This window comes from Vibrio sp. ECSMB14106 (assembly GCF_000972265.1).
GTDB classification, from domain to species: Bacteria; Pseudomonadota; Gammaproteobacteria; order Enterobacterales; family Vibrionaceae; genus Vibrio; species Vibrio kanaloae.
The window spans coordinates 119,363-140,216 of record NZ_LAUM01000001.1; the positions used below are offsets into that span (position 1 = coordinate 119,363).

Sequence of the window (20,854 nt, forward strand, 5' to 3'; positions counted from 1 at the left end):
ACCAACATAGCTGTTTGAAGTTGGACAAATAATTGTTGGGGTGCGCAAATAGTTATAAGGGAGCTGTTTGAAAGCAAACGATTGTATTCATGAAATGCATTGATATCATCAATTTGCCTGCAATTAGCTAGAATGGCGACTAGAATCTATGTTGTTTAGCCCCTATAATCAGGCAGTTTATCTATTCCCACCACCAAACCATATCGGGTGCAAAATTAATGTCTGATAATAATCAATGTGTCATCGTAGGTATCGCTGGCGCTTCAGCTTCAGGAAAAAGTCTGATTGCTAGTACGATTTATAATGAGCTGCGCGAAAAAGTAGGCGACCATCAAATTGGTGTTATCACGGAAGATTGCTATTACAGCGACCAAAGTCACTTGAGTATGGAAGAGCGTGTTAAAACTAACTACGATCACCCAAATGCATTAGATCATGATCTTTTATGTGAACATCTACAGCAGCTAATGAGTGGCAATGCCGTAGAAGTTCCTGAATACAGTTACACTGAGCACACACGTACTTCTGAAACGACTACACTTACACCTAAGAAAGTGATCATTTTAGAAGGTATTCTGCTATTAACAGACCCGCGTCTTCGTAACCTAATGCACGCAAGTGTTTTTATGGATACACCGTTAGACATCTGTTTATTGCGTCGTGTTAAACGTGATGTAGAAGAGCGTGGACGTACAATGGATACTGTACTTAAACAATATCAAAAAACAGTGCGTCCAATGTTCATGCAGTTTATCGAGCCTTCGAAACAACATGCAGACATCATCGTTCCTCGTGGTGGTAAAAATCGTATTGCGATTGATGTGTTAAAAGCACACATTGCGAAGTTGTTGAAGTCTTAATCGAATAAAACTTTAGCCTAAGTGACTCACTTAGCTTTATTTTTTACCGAATCAGTGGCACTTTTATAGTGCCACTTTCTTTTTGGAATCTAAGCAAGGAATATGCGGATGAAGAAACTACTCATTTTCGTAGCCGTACCAGTATTTGTTGTCATTGCAGCAGTTCTGGCACTAGTGTTGTTAGTGAATCCTAACCAATTTAAGCCATTAATTGTCGAACAAGCCCAGAAACACACCGGCCTAGAGCTAGTGATCGAGGGCGATATCAGCTGGCAATTTTTCCCATCGATTGGCTTTGAACTTGGTCAAACTGAATTACGTAATCCTGAAGGGTTTACCCAACCGAACTTATTTAAGGTTGATACCGTTGGCGTTGATGTTTCGGTTACTCCGCTATTTAGCAATCAATTAGAGATTGGCAACATTACTCTAGACGGCGCAGAGTTCTATTTGGAAACGCTTAAAGATGGCCGTAAGAATATCGATGCACTAACACAAGCGGCAGCACCTCAAGAGTCAGAGCCGGTAGTAGATACAACGGCTGAATCAGCCTCAGTACCTCAAGAAAAAAGTGCGGCTGAAGCTTCTAATTGGACGATCAATCTTGCAGGTGTCACCATCTCAAACGCACTGTTTGAAATGGACGACAAGCAAGCCGGTTCATTCACTAAGTTATACGATGTGTCTTTGAATTTATCTGAGTTCGCAGTAGATACATGGACAACCGCGACTTTTGCCGCTTCTGGCGAAAACAATCAACAGAAATTTTCTGCAAACGGCAGTTCTGAATTTAAACTAGCGGAAGGCTTCGCGAGTTACGCGCTGCGCAATATTGATCTAAACGCCAAGTTTAATGACCCTGCTACATCAATTGACTCCGCAAAAATTGGTTTAGATACATTTGAGTTCGATAAGGTAAGCCAACTGACTTACGCAGTGGTAGGTAAAGCATCAGGTCTTGACTTAGACCTGAAAGGTAGCGGTGAACTAATCGTCGATAGCGCGATTTCAAAAGTGACACTGAACAGGTTAACGTTAGACTCAACATTCAAAGGCGACACGCTTCCTCAGTCTCCAATGAAAGTCGATATGCTGTCTGATTTGACCTTTGATCTAACGAAGAGCCATTTGAGCTTTGTGTTAGAAAAGCTGCAAGCAAACTCTATCGCGCTAGATGGTAAAGCTGACGTAACCCTGTCTGAAATTCCAAAGGTTCGTTTTTCTCTTCATAGCCCGAACATCGACCTTGATGAGTTCTTAGGCCTAGGTAACACAACAGAAACGGCGAGCACGGCTCCTTCTGGTTCAAAGTCAAACTCAGGTAGCTCTGCACCTGCGAAAGAAGTGGAACCTGATCTGTCGGCTCTGAAAACGTTAGACGTGAAAGGTGATATCACGATTGATAAGTTCAAGGCGAGCAATGCGAAAATGCAGAATGTTAAAACATCATTCTCGGTTAACCGTGGTATCGCAGAGCTAACCTCATTCACATCGAACCTTTACCAAGGCTCTATTTCTGCAACAGCTAAGTTAGACGCACGTAAAACACCGGCGACTTATACGGCTAAGAAGAAAATCAAAGGCGTGAAGGTACAACCGTTACTGGTTGATGTTGCGAATAACGATACGCTGGAAGGTACCGGTAATATCGATGTTAACGTTAAAGGTAAAAGCCTGACTCCGACTGGCATTAAGAAAAACTTAGTTGGCACAATCGTGATTAACTTTGAAGATGGTGCGGTAAATGGTATCAACGTTGCTCAACTGATTCGAGAGAACTACGCCAAGATAAAAGGCGAAAAAGTCGAAAGCAAAGGAGAAGCTCAAAAAACGGATTTCAGTGCAATGAAAGCGACGCTGAAGGTCGACAAAGGTTGGGTTTCAACGAACGACTTGTCGGCACAGTCGCCACTACTGCGCGTTACTGGCCAAGGTAAAGCGAACTTCATTAATGAAACGGTCGATTTCCTTGTTCGTACATCAATTGTGGGTTCGCTTGAAGGTCAGGGCGGTAAGAGCATTGACGACCTGAAAGATGTGACTATCCCAATTAAGGTGACTGGCCAGTGGGCTGACCCGAAATTTGCACTTGTTTTTGATGATGTATTGAAACAGAAAGCACAGAAAGAGATTGACCGTGGTGTGAACAAGCTAACGGATAAGATCAAAGACGAGAAAACCAAAGAAGCGGTAGATGGTTTATTGAAAGGTTTCTTTAACTAAACGTTTCTAACTCGTATAGAAAAGAAGCGCCATTCCTACTGTAGGAATGGCGCTTTTGTTTGGATGCTTATAATACTTGTCCCTCGCTCTAGGGAATGACGATAGGGGAGATGACCGAGTCGGGGATTTCAGGTTGAAGGCTATTACCAGTCAACGCCTTGTAGCGCTTTGACTCCAGATTCGAAAGCGTGCTTCACGTTACGAACTTCAGATACCGTATCTGCCATTTCTGTTAGAGTACGGTGAGCCCCACGGCCTGTAATGATTACAGACTGCATCTTCGGACGGTTATTCAACGCCTCAACCACTTCATCGAGTTCGATGTAGCCATAACTTACCATGTAGGTTAGCTCATCAAACAGAATTACATCAATCGACTCGTCAGCCAGCATGCGTTGACACTCTTTCCATACGCGCTGTGCGGCTTCGATATCTTGAGCTTTGTTTTGAGTTTCCCACGTAAAACCTGTGCCCATGACTTGGAACTCTACATCGAGTTTTTGGAGAACGTTCTTTTCGCCGTTATCCCAAGTGCCTTTAACAAACTGAGCAACGGCACATTTCTTACCGTGACCCACTGCGCGAGTAATGGTGCCGAAGCCTGATGTTGATTTGCCTTTACCGTTACCAGTGATGACCAACAATAGGCCTTTTACTTCTTGTGCTGCAGCGACACGAGCATCGACTTGTTCTTTTACTTTCTGTTGTCTTGCTTTGTGGCGTTGTTCTTTGTTGTCTTCAGTCGACATAACAAATCCTTTTAAGTTGTGATTGCACCTATCATAGCCTAACTTAACGATATCAAAAACCATCGGAAGAACAGGTGATTAGGGATGAAAAAGATACTCGTAGTTTGTATGGGGAATATTTGCCGTTCGCCAACAGGAGAAGCGGTGCTAAGGAAGAAAGCTCAACAGCTGGATATTGACGTTGTGGTCGACTCTGCGGGGACGATTGGTTTTCATCAAGGTAACTCGCCGGACTCGCGTTCGAGATCTGCAGGAGAGGAGCGAGGCTACAGCTTTAAGGGGATTACTTCTCGTAAAGTGGTTGACAATGACTTCGAAGAATTTGACCTGATACTCGCTGCAGATAGGGCCAATTTAGACGACTTAATGAGCCAATGTCCAGTGCACCTGCAATACAAGATTGCGCTGTTTTTGAGTTTTGGCGAGTCGCAGTATCAAGAGATACCCGACCCATATTATGGGGAAGGGAATGGCTTTGAATTGGTTTTGGATTTAATTGAAGAGTCCAGTGAACCGATTCTGCGTTCGATCTGATGTCTAAGTTATATTAAGCATCTGAGTCATCAGTAAATCACAGATATAAAAAAGGCCGGCATTCATTCAATGTCGACCTTCCTAAATCTAGCTTTAAGCTATGGCTAAGATTACTTAGACATTACTTTGTAGATTGGATCTTCTGCAACGTTTGATTCAACCAAACTACCTGCTTTGTGTAGCATTGTGACACAGTCTTGGCTTAGGTGGCGAAGGTGAAGCGTTTTACCTTGTGCTGCGTAACGCTCAGCAATCGTATCAATCGCTTCAATAGCAGAGTGGTCAGTAACGCGTGAATTGGCGAAATCAACGATAACATCTTGTGGATCGTTGTATGCGTCAAATAACTCAAGGAAGTTAGCCGTTGAACCAAAGAAGATTGGGCCGTTAACTTTGTACTCTTTAGAGCCTTTGCCGTTTACAGATGTGTCTGCGTAGATATGCTTAGCATGTTGCCACGCAAACATTAGTGCTGAGGCAATAACACCCACAAATACAGCAACCGCAAGATCCGTCATTACAGTTACAACTGTAACAAGGACGATAACGAAGAAGTCTTGCTTAGGTACGCGACGTGCAAGCTTGAAGGTTGCCCATTCAAACGTACCGATAACAACCATAAACATGACGCCCACTAGTGCTGCTAGAGGAATCATTTCAATAAGCGCAGAGCCGAATAGGATGAACATCAGTAGTGCAACGGCAGCAACGATGCCAGAAAGACGACCACGACCACCTGAGTTTACGTTGATCATCGATTGACCGATCATCGCACAACCACCCATCGCACCAAAGACTGAACACGTCACGTTAGCCATACCTTGACCAACACATTCACGGTTAGATTGACCACGAGTGTTTGTCATTTCGTCTAGTACGGTTAGCGTCAGTAGTGATTCAATTAGACCAATCGCTGCGAGAATCACGGCGTAAGGCAGGATAATGTATAGCGTTTCTAGGCTAAGCGGCACTGCTGGAATAGAGAATGTTGGTAGAGAGCCTGCTAGTGTTGCTGCTTCGTCACCAGACATAGTACGTAGGAAATCGACAACAGTACGAGTTTCAAGATCAAGGCCAACAACCAAAGCCGTTACCGTCACAATAGCAACCAATGAAGATGGTACCGCTGTTGTCAGTTTAGGTAGGAAGTGGATGATAGCCATAGTGAGTGCCACAAGGCCTAACATCAGTGTCATTTGACCGCTTGGTAACCAAGTCAACGCACCTGTTACGTCTGGCGCTTTAAATTGACCAAGCTGAGCTAGGAAGATAACAATGGCCAAACCGTTCACGAAACCAATCATTACTGGGTGTGGAACGATACGGATAAATTTACCTAGTTTAAATACACCTGCTGCAATTTGCAGAAGGCCAGCCAGCATAACGGCTGCGAATAGGTATTGAACACCATGGGTTGCCACTAGGCTCACCATTACAACGGCCATTGCACCAGTTGCACCAGAAATCATACCTGGACGGCCGCCAAAGACAGAAGTGATTAAACCTACGATGAATGCTGCGTAAAGACCAACCATTGGGTCAACGCCAGCAACAAAGGCGAATGCTACAGCTTCAGGTACCAGAGCTAGGGCTACTGTTAGACCTGAAAGCACGTCATTCTTTACAGAGTGCTTTGAAAATTGTGGGAATTCGAACATGTTTGCTCAGCTATGCTTAAGATGGATTTACCGACACGGGTGTATTGCGTAGCCAAACAGTGATGGAAAAGAGCGGCAATAGCGAAGTGTCGAAAAGATAAGTGCGCGAATGCTACCCAAAAATGTGATTAAGTTCAAGGTTGAACCTAACTTTGAGTAATATATCTGTTAATTTTTATTCGATTAGTAGATATGAAAAAGGCTGCTTTAATAAGCAGCCTTTGATTCTATTTACTTGCGATTATCTATCAGTAATCGCTAGTAGTTTGGCTTAGTCATCGCCGCGCCAGCTTTGTTCGACGCTGCCTGACTGCCTGCACCTTTCGATACAAAGCGCTCAGCGCGGAACGGAGCTGCAATTACTTCAATCTCTTTGATCTCTTGAGGACCAGGAGCTTTAGTCATTGGTGAACCCGCTTGTTTCTTAGCGACTGCCACTTTTGGTGTTGCTTCTGAAGCTGGTGCTTCTACCACAGGAGCTTCTTCAACTTTCACACTTTCAGCTTTAGGCGCTTCAACTACGACTTCTTCTGCTTTCACAGTTTCAACCGGAGCTTGTTCAACTTCCACACTTTCAGCTTTAAGCGTTTCAACTTTTTGTGCTTCAAAAACTGGAGCTTCTTCAACTACAGCAGGAGTCTCAGCTACTTGAGCTTCAACAGCAGCTTCTTCGCGACGGATAATCACTTTGCCCATAGCCAGTTCAGGGCATGCAAAGCCGCCTGCCATTGCTGCGTTGCTTTGTGATGCAGTTTCTAGAGCGGCATGCTGTTCTTGAACAGATGTTTGCTCTTCAACAGCCACTTGAACTTCAGCCACTTCAGGTTTTGCCTGTTTGTGGTGAGGTTTTGGAATGAAGCGAGGCATCACTTTACCCATCGCCATCTCTGGAGAAGCTACACCACCTTTACGTAGGCGGAATGGGTTAGGGCGACGATCACGACCGCGACGACGACGTTGACCACTTGCACGTAGGTGACGTGGAGAACGACGGTTACGACGTTGTTTCGGCTCTTCCTGTTCAGTTTGCTCTGCATTCGCTTGAGTTGCTTCTACTTGTTCCGCAACTTTTTGCTCTTGAGCTACTGACTGTTCTTTTGAAACAGATTGTTCTTTAGCAATAACCTGCTCTTTTGAAGCATTATCTTCAGCTTGAGCTTGCTGGTCTTTAACACGAACTTGCTTGTTCAGTTTACGACGCTGACGACGCTCTTTAATTTTAGCCGCTTTCGCTTCAGGTTTAGCCTTAGGCGCTTCTGGTTTATCAGCTTGAGCTTCTGCCGCTAGCTGTAGACCTTCTTCTGCTAATTTAGATGGAGCTTGCTCTTCGCGTTGCTTATGCTCATCGCGTGGTTTGTTACGACGATCTTGCTTAGGCTTACGAGGCTGACGATTTTGCTGTGGAGCTACTTCTTTCTGCTCTTCAGGCTTCTCGTCACGAGCTGGCTTACGACGACGTTTGTTGTCACGGTTTTCGTTACGATTGTCACCACGCTCGCTACGTTCACCACGTTGGTTGCGACGACGGTTATCGTTACGATCACGGCGCTGACGATTGCCGTTGTTTCGATTGTTTTTAGGTTTTTCTTCTTCTTTTTTCTCTTCTTGTGCTTCTTGCTTCTCTTCTTGAGCTGCAGAGCTAAAGAGGAAGCTACCGATTGCTTTGAAGAAACGACCAATCAGGCCTGGTTCTTGAGTCGTTGCTGGTTCAGCTTTCTTCTCTACCGCTTTAGGTGCTGGATCCGAAGATGGAGATGGTGCTGATTGAGCTGGAGCTGCAAAACCTTTCAGAGCTGGCTCTTCGAGCTTTTTAGGACGAACAGTCTGTTCTGCTGGTTCTTTGCTTTCCGCTTCTTTTAGAGCTTCTAGCTTGTTAGGCAGTAGGTAAGACAGTAGATCGAACTCTTCACCTTCACGTACACGGATAACCTCAAAATGTGGTGTTTCCATGTCAGAGTTAGGTACAACAGTGATCTTAACTTCTTGGTTCTTCTCGATGTGATTTACTGAGCGACGTTTCTCGTTCAATAGGTAAGAAGCGATAGGAACAGGGACTACAGCAAGAACTTGCGCAGTGTTGTCTTTTAGAGCTTCTTCTTCAATCAGACGTAGAACAGACAGTGCTAGTGATTCGTTATCACGAACAACACCAGTACCTGTACAACGAGGACAAATGTGGTGGCTTGCTTCTGCTAATGATGGGCTCAAACGTTGGCGGGACATCTCTAGGAGACCAAAGCGAGAAATACGACCAATCTGAACACGTGCGCGATCTAAACGAACGGCATCACGTAGACGGCTCTCTACTTCGCGTTGGTGGCGAACCGGAGTCATATCGATAAAGTCGATTACAACAAGACCACCTAGATCACGTAGACGTAATTGACGTGCAATTTCATCGGCAGCTTCTAGGTTGGTGTTTAGCGCTGTTTCTTCAATATCGCCGCCCTTTGTTGCACGAGCAGAGTTGATATCGATAGAAGTCAGAGCTTCTGTTGGGTCGATTACGATAGAACCACCAGATGGAAGGCGAACTTCACGTTGGAAAGCAGATTCGATCTGGCTTTCAATCTGGTAATGGCTGAATAGTGGTACTTCACCATCGTATTTCTTAACGCGATTCATGAAATCTGGGCGTATTAATTGAATGTGCGCTTGTGCACGTTCAAAAATAGTATTGCTGTCGATTAGAATCTCGCCAATATCACGACGTAGGTAGTCACGAATTGCGCGAACAATAACGTTACTTTCTTGGTGGATTAGGAAAGGAGCTGCATTTGAATCAGAAGCTTGCTTGATTGCGCCCCAATGGTTCAATAGAACATTCAGGTCCCACTCTAGCTCTTCTGCGCTTTTGCCAACACCAGCTGTACGCACGATTAAACCCATACCTTGAGGAAGCTCAAGAGTGCTTAATGCTGCTTTCAGTTGAGTGCGTTCATCACCTTCGATACGACGAGAAATACCGCCAGCACGAGGGTTATTAGGCATAAGAACTAAGTAACTACCAGCCAAAGAGATGAAAGTTGTCAGTGCAGCACCTTTGCTACCACGTTCTTCTTTCTCTACTTGTACGATTACTTCTTGGCCTTCTTTTAGCACTTCTTTAATGCTAGGACGGCCTTGGTATGTATAACCTTCAGGGAAGTATTCGCGGGCAATTTCTTTAAGAGGGAGGAAACCGTGACGTTCTGCGCCGTAATCAACAAATGCCGCTTCTAGGCTTGGTTCAATACGGGTAATACGTCCTTTGTAGATATTCGCTTTTTTTGACTCGTGACCTGGACTTTCGATATCGAGATCGAACAGTCGCTGGCCGTCAACCAAAGCGACACGCAACTCTTCTTTTTGAGTTGCGTTAATTAACATTCTTTTCATTTAGAAATTCTCATTGTCTTTTCTTATTTTCATCATTGTTCTTATCGCTTTATTTCGTTTCTCATGGTGCCAGATCCCATGGCTTTATCGGTGCAGCCTCCCGGCTGGAGAGGGATGCTCTGGGGCACGTCAGTCATCATAGGGAGTTAACCTATGATCCGCGATGTGGCGGTGAATACTCAACATGAGTTTACGTGAGTAGAGCGATAAGGAGCTCAGTTGACCGTGTCTTACGCCGATTGCAGCACTGTCTAATCTGAGTTATCTACTCATTTACTTGCTTATGAATGGTTAGCTGTTTAAATATTAATCAAACCATTGATAGCAGCTGTGAACTATAGCAGTGGTCGGTAAACACAGCAATCTGCTTTGTAGTAATGCGGTAAAAAAAACAGTTTTTGTTTGGGTTTTGATAGCTCTAACTCACTGTCTATAAATAATTTATCAACTGATATTTCAATTTGCACGAATCCTGGTGCTTTTTTGTTCGAAGAATCAAAGAAATATCAAACTTTGACCACTACTTAAGGAATGAGTGTTAGGTCTTCTGGATAAATAAGTTTGGAATAGGCTTAAGAAAATCTCAATTATCAAAAGTGACAGTGATACAATAGCGCAATGAGCGAAATTAGAACCCAAGTCCAATTCGTCGACATTGACGAAGATATGGCTGGTCAGCGTATTGATAACTTCTTACGCAACCAATTAAAAAACATTCCGAAAAGCATGATTTACCGAATCGTGCGTAAAGGCGAAGTCCGCGTAAATAAAAAACGCATCAAGGCTGAGTACAAGCTAAAAGCTGGCGATTTAGTCCGTATTCCTCCGGTTACTATTGAAGAGAAAACAGAAGAGAACGTGCCGAGCACGAAACTCAACAAGGTTTCAGAATTAGAACAGTGCATCATTTATGAAGATGATCACATGTTAATTCTTAATAAACCGTCTGGCACTGCTGTTCATGGTGGTAGCGGATTAAAGTTTGGCGCGATTGAAGCATTACGTGCTCTTCGCCCTGATGCTCGTTTTCTTGAATTAGTGCACCGTATTGATAGAGATACGTCTGGCATTTTGCTTGTTGCTAAGAAGCGTTCGGCGCTAAGACACCTTCAAGCACAGTTCCGTGAAAAAACGGTTCAGAAATACTACTTCGCTTTAGTCATGGGCGAATGGAAGAACAGCTGTAAAGTCGTTAACGCGCCTTTGTTAAAAAATGAAGTGAATAGCATTGTTCGAGTGAACCCGAATGGTAAAGCTTCTGAAACCCGCTTTAAGGTTTTAGAGAAATTCCAAGAGGCAACGTTGATTCAGGCTAGCCCGATTACAGGCCGTACACACCAAATCCGTGTGCACGCTCAGTATACTGGACACCCAATTGCTTGGGATGATCGCTATGGTGATCGTCGTTTTGACGCTTACACGGGCAAGGTTGGTCTTGATCGTCTGTTCCTACATGCAGCAAACATCAAGTTTACACACCCAGGTAGTGAAGAGAAGATGGATATCTCGGCGCCAATGGAAAGAAGGCTAGAGAAAGCCCTAACGGGTTTACGTAAGCTCTAAGAAGATACGAGATACGAGATACGAGATACGAGATACGAGATACGAAATCATAAATTTTTGTGAATTGAGTGTCAGACGCATCAAATGGAAAAGGTTGACGAATATCGTCAACCTTTTTTGTTTTATCTGTTGTAGAAGATCCCCAACTCGCTCGTTCCTCGCTCTTGAGGATGACGACTTTTTAAAATCACGTTCTATAATCATTAGCTGGTTAGATAAAATTGCGTGTTCCGTCATCCCCTAGACTGACGAAGGAAGGAATAGGGAATCTATAACAAAGAGAGTGTATCCGTTACAGCACACTCATTCCTTGCGTTTCTAACATATCGACGAGATCGATCAGCGGTAAGCCGATCAAAGTATTTGGGTCTTTCCCTTCCATCTGCTTAAACAACGCGATGCCTAACCCTTCACACATAAAGCTACCTGCGCAGTAATAAGGCTGTTCTTTCTCGACATAACTAATGATTTGCTGCTCGGTTAAATCGCGGAAATGCACTACAAAGGTGTCGAGACGCGTGTCAGCTTCATTGGTTTCGTTGTTCCAAACCGAAAGCCCAGTATAAAAAGTAATGCTCTTGCCGCTTTGACGAGATAACTGTTCGATCGCTTTTTCTCGAGTATGAGGCTTACCTATGATCTCTCCATCAATCACACAAACCTGATCAGAGCCAATGACTAAGCTAGGTTGCTCCACAGTACAAGACTTAGCTTTGGCCTCGGCAAGGCGCATCACTAACTGTTGAGGTGTCTCTTCTGGAAGCGGCGTTTCATCGCAGTCTGGCTTAGCTGTAATGAAGCTTAACTGTAGTTTTTTGAGGATCTCTTGCCTAAATGGTGATGTAGAGGCTAAAACTAGTTGGTAATTTCTCATTTTAATTTACAATTCAAGGAAGCATTTATCTCAGGATAACGTAACTTGTCCTGCTATTCATAATGCTCTGAATAGGAAAGGCAGGAAAGTACATTTTTTTTGCCATTTCCTTTGACTAAACATGATTTGGAAGATAAGATTCGCGCCCTATGCAAAAGGAAAAAATACCGCGTACAGTTGATCCGGCAAGAACGGCTCAAAAACGACTCGATGTGAATGGTATCATTCAGGTCAGTCTTTTGAAGCGTTTAACTGAAGCAACTGAAGGCGTAAAACGTGACGCGCAAGTCTCAATGTCATTTGGGCTTGATGAACAACGATTAGTCGTTATCTCTGGTAAAGCTAACGTCGAAGTCGATTTAGAGTGTCAACGTTGTAATGAGGTTTTCGCACATGAGTGCGATGTCCAATTTACTTATACTCCTGTTTACAGTGAGAAAAGTGAAGAGGAAGCACCGGAAGAGTACGATTTGGTAGATCTGAACGAGTACGGTGAGTTAGACCTGATTCAATTAGTTGAAGACGAGTTCATCCTTGGATTGCCACAAATAGCAATGCACGACGATGCGGACTGTAGCGTTAACTCAAATAATTTGGTATTTGGTGAACTTCCTGAAGAAATTGAGGAAGATAAAAAGCCGAATCCATTTGATGTTTTAAAAAGCTTAAAGAAGTAATTGCTTCTTTAAGAATTTACATAGGAGTAGGGTCAATGGCCGTACAAAAGAGCAAGAAATCACGTTCAATGCGTGGCATGCGTCGTTCACACGATGCACTAACTACAGCTGCACTTTCTGTAGACGCAACTTCAGGTGAAACTCACCTACGTCACAACGTGACTGCCGAAGGTTTCTACCGCGGCAAAAAGGTTATCAACAAGTAAGGTTGACCTTTGCAAAATCTAACCGTTGCGCTTGATGCAATGGGCGGGGACTTCGGTCCTCGTGTAACAGTGCCTGCCGCCGTGCAGGCACTGTCGTATTTCCCAGAGCTAAAAGTCATTCTCATAGGTGATCGAAACGCGATCACATCTCAATTATCTTCATTAGGTCGAATGCCTGATTCTCGTTTGAGTATCCAGCATTGTGATCGAGTTATATCCAATTCTGAAAAACCGTCACTAGCCTTACGTAACAGTCAGGGTAGCTCTATGCGTGCTGCGATTGATCTGGTTGCTGAATCACAGGCTGATGCTTGTGTGAGTGGTGGTAACACCGGCGCACTGATGGCGCTATCTCGTTTCAGACTCAAACTTCTTCCCGGCATTGATAGGCCTGCATTGGTTTCAGCTTTGCCTACTGCTTCTGGCAACCGTACATGGATGCTTGATTTAGGGGCGAACGTTTCTAGTGACGCAGATTCACTGTTTCAGTTTGCCGTAATGGGCAGTGCATTAGCGGAACAACATTTAGGTCGCGCGCCACGTGTCGCTATCCTGAATATCGGTGCTGAAGAAATTAAAGGTAATGACCTTGTAAAACGATGTGCCGAAATGTTGTCTAATACTCAGTCTGTGAACTTCATAGGCTATATTGAGGGTAATCAATTACTTCAAGATGCTGCTGATGTCGTCGTATGTGATGGTTTTGTGGGCAATGTCTGCTTAAAAACGTGCGAAGGTACGGCTCAGCTCTTTATTGATAAGCTAAAAACGCGCATGATGGCTTCAACAATAAAGGGTTGGATAGCCAGAATGCTGTTTTCTGAGCTATTTACTGAATTAAAAACCTTGAACCCCGACCAGTATAACGGCGCAAGTTTGTTAGGATTGCGCGGCATTGTCATTAAAAGTCATGGAAGTGCTGATGTGTCTGCAGTCGTCAACGCGATTGGTGAAGCAGTACACGAGGTCAAACGACAAGTCCCCAGCCGCATTAGCGATCGTTTGGAAGCGGTTTTACTCGAGAGGCATTATTAGTCTTCATGTATAGCAAAATTTTAGGTACTGGCAGCTACTTGCCATCTCAGGTGCGTACTAACGCAGACTTAGAGAAAATGGTAGAGACTAGCGATGAGTGGATCGTTGCTAGAACTGGTATTAAAGAGCGTCGTATTTCAGCGGAAAACGAAACCGTTGCTGATATGGCGTTTTACGCTGCTGAAAATGCCATTGAAATGGCAGGTATCGACAAAGAAGAGATTGATTTAATCATCGTTGCGACAACCAGCAGTAGCCACACATTCCCGTCTTCGGCATGTCAGGTACAAGGCAAGCTTGGTATCAAAGGCTGCCCTGCGTTTGATCTGGCTGCGGCGTGTTCTGGTTTTGTCTACGCACTGTCTGTTGCTGATCAACACATCAAGACTGGCATGTGTAAGAACGTTTTGGTAATTGGTGCTGATGCACTGTCAAAAACCTGTGATCCGACTGACCGCTCTACTATCATCCTATTTGGTGATGCAGCAGGCGCGGTGGTTGTAGGCGCAAGCGAAGAGCCAGGTATTTTGTCTACTCATATTTACTCTGACGGTAAATACGGTGAGCTTCTAAGCTTAGAAGTACCAGAGCGTGGCGGTGATGCAGACAAATGGCTGCACATGGCGGGCAACGAAGTATTTAAAGTGGCGGTAACTCAGCTTTCTAAGCTAGTTAAAGACACATTAGCGGCGAACAATATGGATAAGTCAGAGCTTGATTGGTTAGTTCCACACCAAGCGAACTACCGTATTATCTCGGCAACCGCTAAAAAGCTGACGATGTCGCTTGATCAAGTAGTGATTACTCTTGATAAGCACGGCAACACGTCAGCAGCTACCGTACCTACGGCCCTTGATGAGGCTGTTCGCGACGGGCGAATTAAACGTGGTCAAACGCTTCTACTTGAAGCATTTGGCGGCGGCTTCACTTGGGGTTCTGCGTTAGTTAAATTCTAACCCCAAGCGATAATCAACAAACAAGGCACATAACTTATGTGCCTTATTCAATTTTTTGCTTTGCTTAAAGGAAAATTACAATGAGCAAGTTTGCTATCGTATTCCCAGGCCAAGGTTCCCAAGCTATCGGTATGCTTGCTGACCTAGGCGAACAGTATGATGTTGTAAAACAGACATTTGCTGAAGCTTCAGAAGCACTTGGTTACGATCTATGGGCATTGGTTCAAGATGGTCCAGTAGAAAATCTAAATGAAACTTTTCGCACTCAACCGGCTCTATTAACAGCGTCTGTTGCAATTTGGCGTGTATGGCAAGAGCTTGGCCTAGAGCAACCTGTAAATCTAGCAGGTCACAGCCTAGGTGAATATTCTGCACTTGTATGTGCTGGCGTTATCGACTTTAAAGAAGCGATCAAGCTGGTTGAACTTCGTGGGCAACTGATGCAAGAAGCCGTTCCTGCGGGTGTTGGCGCAATGTACGCAATCATCGGTCTAGATGATGAAGCGATTGCTAAAGCGTGTGAAGAAGCGGCGCAAGACGAAGTTGTGTCTCCAGTTAACTTTAACTCTCCTGGCCAAGTTGTTATCGCAGGTAACAAAGCAGCAGTAGAGCGTGCTGGTGCACTATGTAAAGAAGCGGGCGCTAAACGTGCACTTCCTTTACCTGTTTCTGTGCCGTCTCACTGTGCACTGATGAAACCTGCAGCAGACAAGCTAGCAGTGGCTCTAGAAGCGCTAGAGTTCAACACGCCAGCATTGCCTGTTATCAATAACGTTGATGTTGTTGCTGAAACAGACCCTGCGAAAATTAAAGAGGCACTTGTTCGTCAGCTATACAGCCCAGTTCGTTGGACCGAAGGCGTACAAGCAATGAACGAGCAAGGCGTTGAGAAGCTACTTGAATTAGGCCCTGGTAAAGTTCTTACTGGTCTAACAAAACGAATCGTAAAAACTATGACAGCTGCTGCAGTTAATGACACTGCATCACTAGAAGCTGCTAGGTAATTAACCACTTAATAGAGAAGTTATGATGAATTTAGAAGGCAAAGTTGCACTCGTTACAGGCGCAAGCCGTGGTATCGGTCGTGCAATCGCTGAACTTTTAGTTGAGCGTGGTGCTAAAGTTATCGGTACGGCTACTTCTGAAGGCGGCGCTGCTGCAATCAGTGAGTACCTAGGTGAGAGCGGTAAAGGTCTTGCTCTTAATGTAACAGATGTTGACTCAATTGCTGCTACACTGAAAACCATCAACGATGAATTTGGTGCAATTGATATTCTAGTTAACAACGCTGGTATCACTCGTGATAACCTACTGATGCGTATGAAAGACGATGAGTGGAATGACATCATTGATACTAACCTAACGCCTATTTTCCGCATGTCTAAAGCTGTATTGCGTGGCATGATGAAGAAGCGTCAAGGTCGTATTGTTAACGTTGGTTCTGTAGTCGGTACTATGGGTAACGCTGGTCAAGCTAACTACGCAGCTGCAAAAGCAGGCGTAATTGGTTTTACTAAATCAATGGCTCGTGAAGTTGCGTCTCGTGGCGTTACAGTGAACACTGTAGCTCCTGGTTTCATCGAAACTGACATGACTAAAGCGCTAAATGATGACCAACGTGCAGCAACTTTGGCGAATGTACCAGCAGGTCGACTAGGCGACCCTCGCGAAATCGCTGAAGCTGTGGTATTTTTGGCGTCACCTGCGGCAGCTTATATCACAGGTGAAACACTTCACGTCAATGGCGGTATGTACATGGTGTAAATTATGTGCAACATTTGTGCATGATTTAAGTCAAGATCATACGTAATTTCGGTTAAAATCGTGAAAATTGTGGTTTGACCAGAAAAGTTGACCTTGCAACTTTCAATAGATTGAATAAACTACGGAAAACATCGCATAAAGCGAACTCTGTAAAGGAAAAGAAAAAATGAGCAACCTCGAAGAACGCGTAAAGAAAATCATTGTTGAACAGCTAGGTGTAGACGAAGCTGAAGTTAAAAACGAAGCTTCTTTCGTTGATGACTTAGGTGCAGATTCTCTAGACACAGTTGAGCTAGTAATGGCTCTAGAAGAAGAATTCGACACTGAAATTCCAGATGAAGAAGCTGAGAAAATTACTACTGTTCAAGCAGCTATCGATTACGTAACTAGCGCTCAGTAATAATCTCTCCCAGGCGGTCACCTCGACCGCCTGTGTTTTATCTAACTCATCTATCCTCATCTTAAATCACCTCAATCCCCGGAGTGTAAAATCGTGTCCAAGCGTCGTGTAGTTGTCACTGGCATGGGTATGTTGTCACCGGTAGGCAACACTGTAGAATCTTCTTGGAAAGCCCTGCTAGCTGGTCAAAGTGGTATCGTTAATATCGATCATTTTGATGCAACCAATTTCTCAACTCGTTTTGCAGGTCTAGTTAAAGACTTTAACTGCGAAGAGTATATGACTAAAAAAGATGCTCGTAAGATGGACTTGTTCATCCAGTACGGTGTCGCAGCAGGTATTCAAGCTTTAGATGATTCAGCCCTAACTATTACTGAAGAAAACGCTCCACGTGTGGGTGTTGCTATCGGTTCTGGTATTGGTGGTCTTGGTTTGATCGAAGCCGGTCACCAAGCTCTAACTGAAAAAGGCCCTCGTAAGATCAGCCCGTTCTTCGTACCGTCGACGATCGTGAATATGATTGCTGGTCACATGTCTATCATGCGTGGCCTACGTGGTCCAAACATCGCGATTTCTACTGCATGTACGACGGGCCTACATAACATTGGTCACGCGGCTCGTATGATTGCATACGGCGATGCTGACGCAATGCTGGCGGGTGGTGCTGAAAAAGCATCAACGCCACTAGGTATGGGCGGTTTTGGTGCGGCTAAAGCACTGTCTACTCGTAACGATGAGCCTCAAAAAGCTTCTCGTCCATGGGACAAAGGCCGTGACGGCTTCGTTCTTGGCGACGGTGCAGGCATGATGGTTCTTGAAGAGTACGAACATGCGAAAGCTCGTGGCGCTAAGATTTACTGTGAGCTAGTTGGCTTCGGTATGTCGGGTGACGCTTACCACATGACATCTCCAAGTGAAGATGGCTCTGGTGGTGCACTAGCAATGGAAGCGGCTATGCGTGATGCTGGCATTACTGGTGAACAAATCGGTTATGTAAATGCTCACGGTACATCGACTCCTGCCGGTGACGTAGCGGAAGTTAAGGGCATCAAGCGTGCTCTTGGCGAAGCAGGCAGCAAGCAAGTATTGGTTTCTTCTACGAAATCAATGACAGGCCACCTTCTAGGTGCTGCTGGTTCTGCTGAAGCTATCATCACGGCAATGTCTCTGGTTGACCAAATTGTTCCACCAACAATCAACCTAGATGATCCTGAAGAAGGCTTAGATATTGACTTAGTACCTCACACTGCGCGTGAAGTTAGCAACATGGAATATGCTGCATGTAACTCATTCGGTTTCGGTGGTACAAACGGCTGTTTGATCTTCAAAAAGATTTAATCATCTTATTAAAGACGTAAACACTCGTAGATAGTCACAATTAGACTTGTTTTTAAACGGCTTGATGCTTTAGCATTGAGCCGTTTCTTTTTATGGGGAAAAACATGTTTTGGGTTGATGGAGAAAGCCAGCAAACTATCGATATTTTGGATCGCTCATTTCAGTACGGAGATGGCTGTTTTACGACAATGCTCGTGAGTAATGGTGAGGTACAACATTTTCACGATCATCAGCATCGTGTCGACGAATGCCTTAAAGCGCTACGCATTTCTGCTCTTGATTGGGATGTTGTTAGTCTTTGGCTCGATACTGCGCTTCAATACCTCCAAGATAACGATATTCATGGCACAAAGAGCCTTGATGGTTCAAACAAGATCCATAACGCAAACAAGCCTCATAATGAAAAAGCAGGGATCAAGCTGCACATTAGCCGTGGGGCGGGTGGGCGTGGCTACAGTACCAAGAATATCGCCAAGCCAACAATAACCATCAGTACCTTCGATTACCCAAGTCATTATTCAGCGTGGCAAGATTCTGGTGTTGAACTCGGTGTCTGCCAACAAGCATTGGGTTTGAGCCCACTGCTTGCTGGACATAAACACAATAATCGCCTCGAGCAGATCTTGATGAAAGATGAAATGGATCAAGCTAATGAAGTCGATGGTGTGGTGCTTGATATCTCTGGCAATGTCATTGAAACCACCGTAGCTAACCTGTTTTGGCGAAAAGGGCAGACGATTCACACACCTCAACTAACGCAAAGTGGCGTCGCTGGTGTTATGCGTAAGCAAGTGTTAACCGCGCTGAATCAAGCGGAATTTTCCGTTACTATGAGTGACTACTGCTTATCTCAACTCATGCAAGCTGATGAGGTTTTCATGACCAACTCCATTTTAGGGATTGCCCCCGTTACCCGTATTAGTGAAACCCAATTTAACATTGGAACCGTTACTCGTAGCCTTCAAGGACAACTAAACTCGTGATCAAAAAGTTATTTATTTTTATTATCTTGTGCCTAATCGCAGCGGGCGCTGCTGGGTTTTATGTTTATAACCAAGCGCAAGATAACCTGAAACAAGTCATCCAATTAGGAAAACCACAGGTCGTAACCGTTGCTTCAGGCAGCAGCTTTAATCGTGTTCTGGCACAGTTGATCAATGAGGGGCTATTTGAGGCTTCTCCTTACGAGAAATTAATCCGTAAGTTACATCCTGAGCTGGTTGATGTAAAAGCGGGGACATTCTTGCTAGAGCCGGGTTTGACCCTGGAGCAGGCACTACAAGTGCTTGTTGAGGGCAAAGAGCACCAATTCACGATTACCTTCGTTGAAGGCAGTCGCTTTGATGAATGGCTTGTGCAGCTAAAAGACAATGAATTCATTCAACAGACGTTGGATGGTGTTTCTGAAAAAGAGATTGCTGAAAAGCTGGGCGTTGAAAATGAAAAGCTAGAAGGTCTTTTCTTAGCGGAGACTTATCATTATACCTACGGTACGACCGATTTAGATTTGCTGAAGCGTGCTCATCGCGACCTCATGAACGTGGTGAATGACGAATGGGAAAACAGAGCCGAAAAACTGCCTCTTAAGTCACCTTATGAAGCTCTGATTCTTGCTTCTATCATCGAGAAAGAGACCGCTGTTGCGTCAGAACGTGAGCGTGTGTCTTCTGTTTTTGTTAACCGTTTGAACAAGCGTATGCGTCTACAAACAGATCCTACGGTTATTTACGGTATGGGCGATAGCTACAAAGGTAATATTCGTAAGAAAGATTTACGGACGCCAACACCATACAACACCTATACAATGAGCGGTTTGCCACCTACGCCTATCGCCATGGCGGGCCAAGCATCTATTCATGCAGCTCTGAATCCAGAGAAGAGCAACTACCTGTATTTTGTTGCGAGTGGAACGGGCGGTCACGTATTTTCAAAGAGTTTGACAGAGCATAACCGTGCCGTGCGAGCTTACTTAAAGCAATTAAGAAAAAACAGATAAAGAAATAATTATGAATCAGTCGAAATTTATCGTGGTTGAAGGCCTTGAAGGCGCAGGTAAAAGTACAGCAATTAATGCCATCGTTGAGACATTAAAAGCATCGGGTGTTGAGGATATTGTTAATACTCGCGAGCCGGGCGGTACTGTCTTAGCTGAAAAGATGCGTTCATTGGTTAAAGAAGAGCACGAAGGCGAGAAGCTTCAAGATATGACTGAATTACTGCTGATGTACGCAGCACGCGTTCAATTAGTAGAAAACGTTATCAAGCCAGCACTCGACAGTGGTCAATGGGTATTGGGTGATCGTCATGATATGTCTTCACAGGCATACCAAGGAGGTGGTCGCCAGATCGCGCGCACGACTATGGAATCACTGAAATCAACCACGCTAGGCGGCTTTAAACCCGATCTAACGTTATATTTGGACCTAGACCCTAGAGTAGGACTAGAGCGTGCTAGAGGCCGTGGTGAGCTTGATAGAATTGAAAAGATGGACATCTCATTTTTCGACCGCACGCGTGAGCGCTATCTAGAAATTGCAGAACAAGATGATTCTGTACTTGTGATTAACGCGCAGCAAGAAATTGAGCAAGTAGCCGCTGATATTAAAGTCGCGCTAACTGCTTGGCTCGACAAACAGTAG

The 20,854-nt window shown here is 44.5% G+C and carries 19 protein-coding genes; 15 read left to right on the forward strand and 4 right to left on the reverse strand.

All coding sequences use genetic code 11. The features are described 5' to 3' along the window. The first annotated feature begins 218 nt into the window (after positions 1 to 218). Positions 219 to 860, forward strand: a complete 642-nt coding sequence (gene udk / locus WR49_RS00525) for a uridine kinase (RefSeq protein WP_017054975.1) — start codon at positions 219 to 221, stop codon at positions 858 to 860. Positions 861 to 968: 108 nt separating this feature from the next. Beyond that, complete coding sequence (locus WR49_RS00530) at positions 969 to 3,083, forward strand: AsmA family protein (RefSeq protein WP_046222703.1); 2,115 nt, start codon at positions 969 to 971, stop codon at positions 3,081 to 3,083. A 143-nt stretch (positions 3,084 to 3,226) separates the two neighbouring features. Here the strand turns inward: WR49_RS00530 and cobO are convergent, their stop codons facing one another. Continuing rightward, positions 3,227 to 3,832: a cob(I)yrinic acid a,c-diamide adenosyltransferase gene (cobO, locus tag WR49_RS00535; protein WP_017054977.1), complete on the reverse strand. Its 606-nt coding sequence runs from the start codon at positions 3,830 to 3,832 to the stop codon at positions 3,227 to 3,229. An 84-nt stretch (positions 3,833 to 3,916) separates the two neighbouring features. On the opposite strand from cobO, the gene WR49_RS00540 reads away from it, so the two are divergent. After that, the gene (locus WR49_RS00540; RefSeq protein ID WP_017054978.1) at positions 3,917 to 4,366 is read left to right on the forward strand and encodes a low molecular weight protein-tyrosine-phosphatase; all 450 of its coding nucleotides are present in this window, start codon (positions 3,917 to 3,919) and stop codon (positions 4,364 to 4,366) included. A gap of 110 nt (positions 4,367 to 4,476) precedes the next feature. Here the strand turns inward: WR49_RS00540 and WR49_RS00545 are convergent, their stop codons facing one another. Together WR49_RS00545 and rne are read right to left on the reverse strand one after the other, a co-directional pair. Beyond that, positions 4,477 to 6,024, reverse strand: a complete 1,548-nt coding sequence (locus WR49_RS00545; RefSeq protein WP_017054979.1) for a SulP family inorganic anion transporter — start codon at positions 6,022 to 6,024, stop codon at positions 4,477 to 4,479. A gap of 258 nt (positions 6,025 to 6,282) precedes the next feature. Beyond that, the gene (gene rne, locus WR49_RS00550) at positions 6,283 to 9,402 is read right to left on the reverse strand and encodes a ribonuclease E (RefSeq protein ID WP_046222704.1); all 3,120 of its coding nucleotides are present in this window, start codon (positions 9,400 to 9,402) and stop codon (positions 6,283 to 6,285) included. A gap of 618 nt (positions 9,403 to 10,020) precedes the next feature. On the opposite strand from rne, the gene rluC reads away from it, so the two are divergent. After that, positions 10,021 to 10,965 carry a 23S rRNA pseudouridine(955/2504/2580) synthase RluC gene (gene rluC, locus WR49_RS00555; RefSeq protein WP_017054981.1) on the forward strand — a complete coding sequence of 315 codons (945 nt, stop codon included), beginning with the start codon at positions 10,021 to 10,023 and terminating at the stop codon, positions 10,963 to 10,965. A gap of 292 nt (positions 10,966 to 11,257) precedes the next feature. Here the strand turns inward: rluC and WR49_RS00560 are convergent, their stop codons facing one another. Then, complete coding sequence (locus WR49_RS00560) at positions 11,258 to 11,839, reverse strand: Maf family protein (protein WP_017054982.1); 582 nt, start codon at positions 11,837 to 11,839, stop codon at positions 11,258 to 11,260. A gap of 149 nt (positions 11,840 to 11,988) precedes the next feature. Between WR49_RS00560 and yceD the strand changes: the two genes are divergently transcribed. The 11 genes from yceD (at position 11,989) to tmk (ending at position 20,854) form a co-directional block, all read left to right on the forward strand. Then, positions 11,989 to 12,516, forward strand: coding sequence for a 23S rRNA accumulation protein YceD (yceD, locus tag WR49_RS00565; protein ID WP_046222705.1), 528 nt, complete (start codon positions 11,989 to 11,991; stop codon positions 12,514 to 12,516). A 35-nt stretch (positions 12,517 to 12,551) separates the two neighbouring features. After that, positions 12,552 to 12,722, forward strand: a complete 171-nt coding sequence (gene rpmF / locus WR49_RS00570) for a 50S ribosomal protein L32 (RefSeq protein WP_004737376.1) — start codon at positions 12,552 to 12,554, stop codon at positions 12,720 to 12,722. 9 nt (positions 12,723 to 12,731) lie between these two features. Then, positions 12,732 to 13,757: a phosphate acyltransferase PlsX gene (plsX, locus tag WR49_RS00575; protein WP_017062152.1), complete on the forward strand. Its 1,026-nt coding sequence runs from the start codon at positions 12,732 to 12,734 to the stop codon at positions 13,755 to 13,757. A 5-nt stretch (positions 13,758 to 13,762) separates the two neighbouring features. Next, the gene (locus WR49_RS00580; RefSeq protein WP_017054985.1) at positions 13,763 to 14,713 is read left to right on the forward strand and encodes a beta-ketoacyl-ACP synthase III; all 951 of its coding nucleotides are present in this window, start codon (positions 13,763 to 13,765) and stop codon (positions 14,711 to 14,713) included. Between the two features lie 80 nt (positions 14,714 to 14,793). Further along, positions 14,794 to 15,717, forward strand: a complete 924-nt coding sequence (gene fabD, locus WR49_RS00585; RefSeq protein ID WP_046222706.1) for an ACP S-malonyltransferase — start codon at positions 14,794 to 14,796, stop codon at positions 15,715 to 15,717. 25 nt (positions 15,718 to 15,742) lie between these two features. Continuing rightward, on the forward strand, positions 15,743 to 16,477 hold the full coding sequence (gene fabG, locus WR49_RS00590) for a 3-oxoacyl-ACP reductase FabG (protein ID WP_029626769.1): 735 nt from the start codon (positions 15,743 to 15,745) through the stop codon (positions 16,475 to 16,477). A gap of 166 nt (positions 16,478 to 16,643) precedes the next feature. Continuing rightward, positions 16,644 to 16,877: an acyl carrier protein gene (gene acpP / locus WR49_RS00595; RefSeq protein ID WP_004737381.1), complete on the forward strand. Its 234-nt coding sequence runs from the start codon at positions 16,644 to 16,646 to the stop codon at positions 16,875 to 16,877. 93 nt (positions 16,878 to 16,970) lie between these two features. Continuing rightward, positions 16,971 to 18,215, forward strand: coding sequence for a beta-ketoacyl-ACP synthase II (gene fabF / locus WR49_RS00600; RefSeq protein ID WP_010437291.1), 1,245 nt, complete (start codon positions 16,971 to 16,973; stop codon positions 18,213 to 18,215). A 104-nt stretch (positions 18,216 to 18,319) separates the two neighbouring features. Beyond that, the gene (gene pabC, locus WR49_RS00605; RefSeq protein WP_046222707.1) at positions 18,320 to 19,198 is read left to right on the forward strand and encodes an aminodeoxychorismate lyase; all 879 of its coding nucleotides are present in this window, start codon (positions 18,320 to 18,322) and stop codon (positions 19,196 to 19,198) included. Further along, the gene (mltG, locus tag WR49_RS00610) at positions 19,195 to 20,211 is read left to right on the forward strand and encodes an endolytic transglycosylase MltG (protein WP_046222708.1); all 1,017 of its coding nucleotides are present in this window, start codon (positions 19,195 to 19,197) and stop codon (positions 20,209 to 20,211) included. The genes pabC and mltG overlap by 4 nt, the downstream gene beginning before the upstream one ends. Before the next feature lie 10 nt (positions 20,212 to 20,221). Next, positions 20,222 to 20,854, forward strand: a complete 633-nt coding sequence (gene tmk, locus WR49_RS00615) for a dTMP kinase (RefSeq protein ID WP_046222709.1) — start codon at positions 20,222 to 20,224, stop codon at positions 20,852 to 20,854.

Coding starts and splice junctions, on each gene's coding strand:
- fabD (WP_046222706.1), top strand. CDS start 14,794: ATGAGCAAGTTTGCTATCGTATTCCCAGGCCAAGGTTCCCAAGCTATC.
- yceD (WP_046222705.1), top strand. CDS start 11,989: ATGCAAAAGGAAAAAATACCGCGTACAGTTGATCCGGCAAGAACGGCT.
- rluC (WP_017054981.1), top strand. CDS start 10,021: ATGAGCGAAATTAGAACCCAAGTCCAATTCGTCGACATTGACGAAGAT.
- rpmF (WP_004737376.1), top strand. CDS start 12,552: ATGGCCGTACAAAAGAGCAAGAAATCACGTTCAATGCGTGGCATGCGT.
- fabG (WP_029626769.1), top strand. CDS start 15,743: ATGAATTTAGAAGGCAAAGTTGCACTCGTTACAGGCGCAAGCCGTGGT.
- acpP (WP_004737381.1), top strand. CDS start 16,644: ATGAGCAACCTCGAAGAACGCGTAAAGAAAATCATTGTTGAACAGCTA.
- WR49_RS00580 (WP_017054985.1), top strand. CDS start 13,763: ATGTATAGCAAAATTTTAGGTACTGGCAGCTACTTGCCATCTCAGGTG.
- WR49_RS00545 (WP_017054979.1), bottom strand. CDS start 6,024: ATGTTCGAATTCCCACAATTTTCAAAGCACTCTGTAAAGAATGACGTG.
- pabC (WP_046222707.1), top strand. CDS start 18,320: ATGTTTTGGGTTGATGGAGAAAGCCAGCAAACTATCGATATTTTGGAT.
- tmk (WP_046222709.1), top strand. CDS start 20,222: ATGAATCAGTCGAAATTTATCGTGGTTGAAGGCCTTGAAGGCGCAGGT.
- WR49_RS00530 (WP_046222703.1), top strand. CDS start 969: ATGAAGAAACTACTCATTTTCGTAGCCGTACCAGTATTTGTTGTCATT.
- WR49_RS00540 (WP_017054978.1), top strand. CDS start 3,917: ATGAAAAAGATACTCGTAGTTTGTATGGGGAATATTTGCCGTTCGCCA.
- cobO (WP_017054977.1), bottom strand. CDS start 3,832: ATGTCGACTGAAGACAACAAAGAACAACGCCACAAAGCAAGACAACAG.
- WR49_RS00560 (WP_017054982.1), bottom strand. CDS start 11,839: ATGAGAAATTACCAACTAGTTTTAGCCTCTACATCACCATTTAGGCAA.
- rne (WP_046222704.1), bottom strand. CDS start 9,402: ATGAAAAGAATGTTAATTAACGCAACTCAAAAAGAAGAGTTGCGTGTC.
- udk (WP_017054975.1), top strand. CDS start 219: ATGTCTGATAATAATCAATGTGTCATCGTAGGTATCGCTGGCGCTTCA.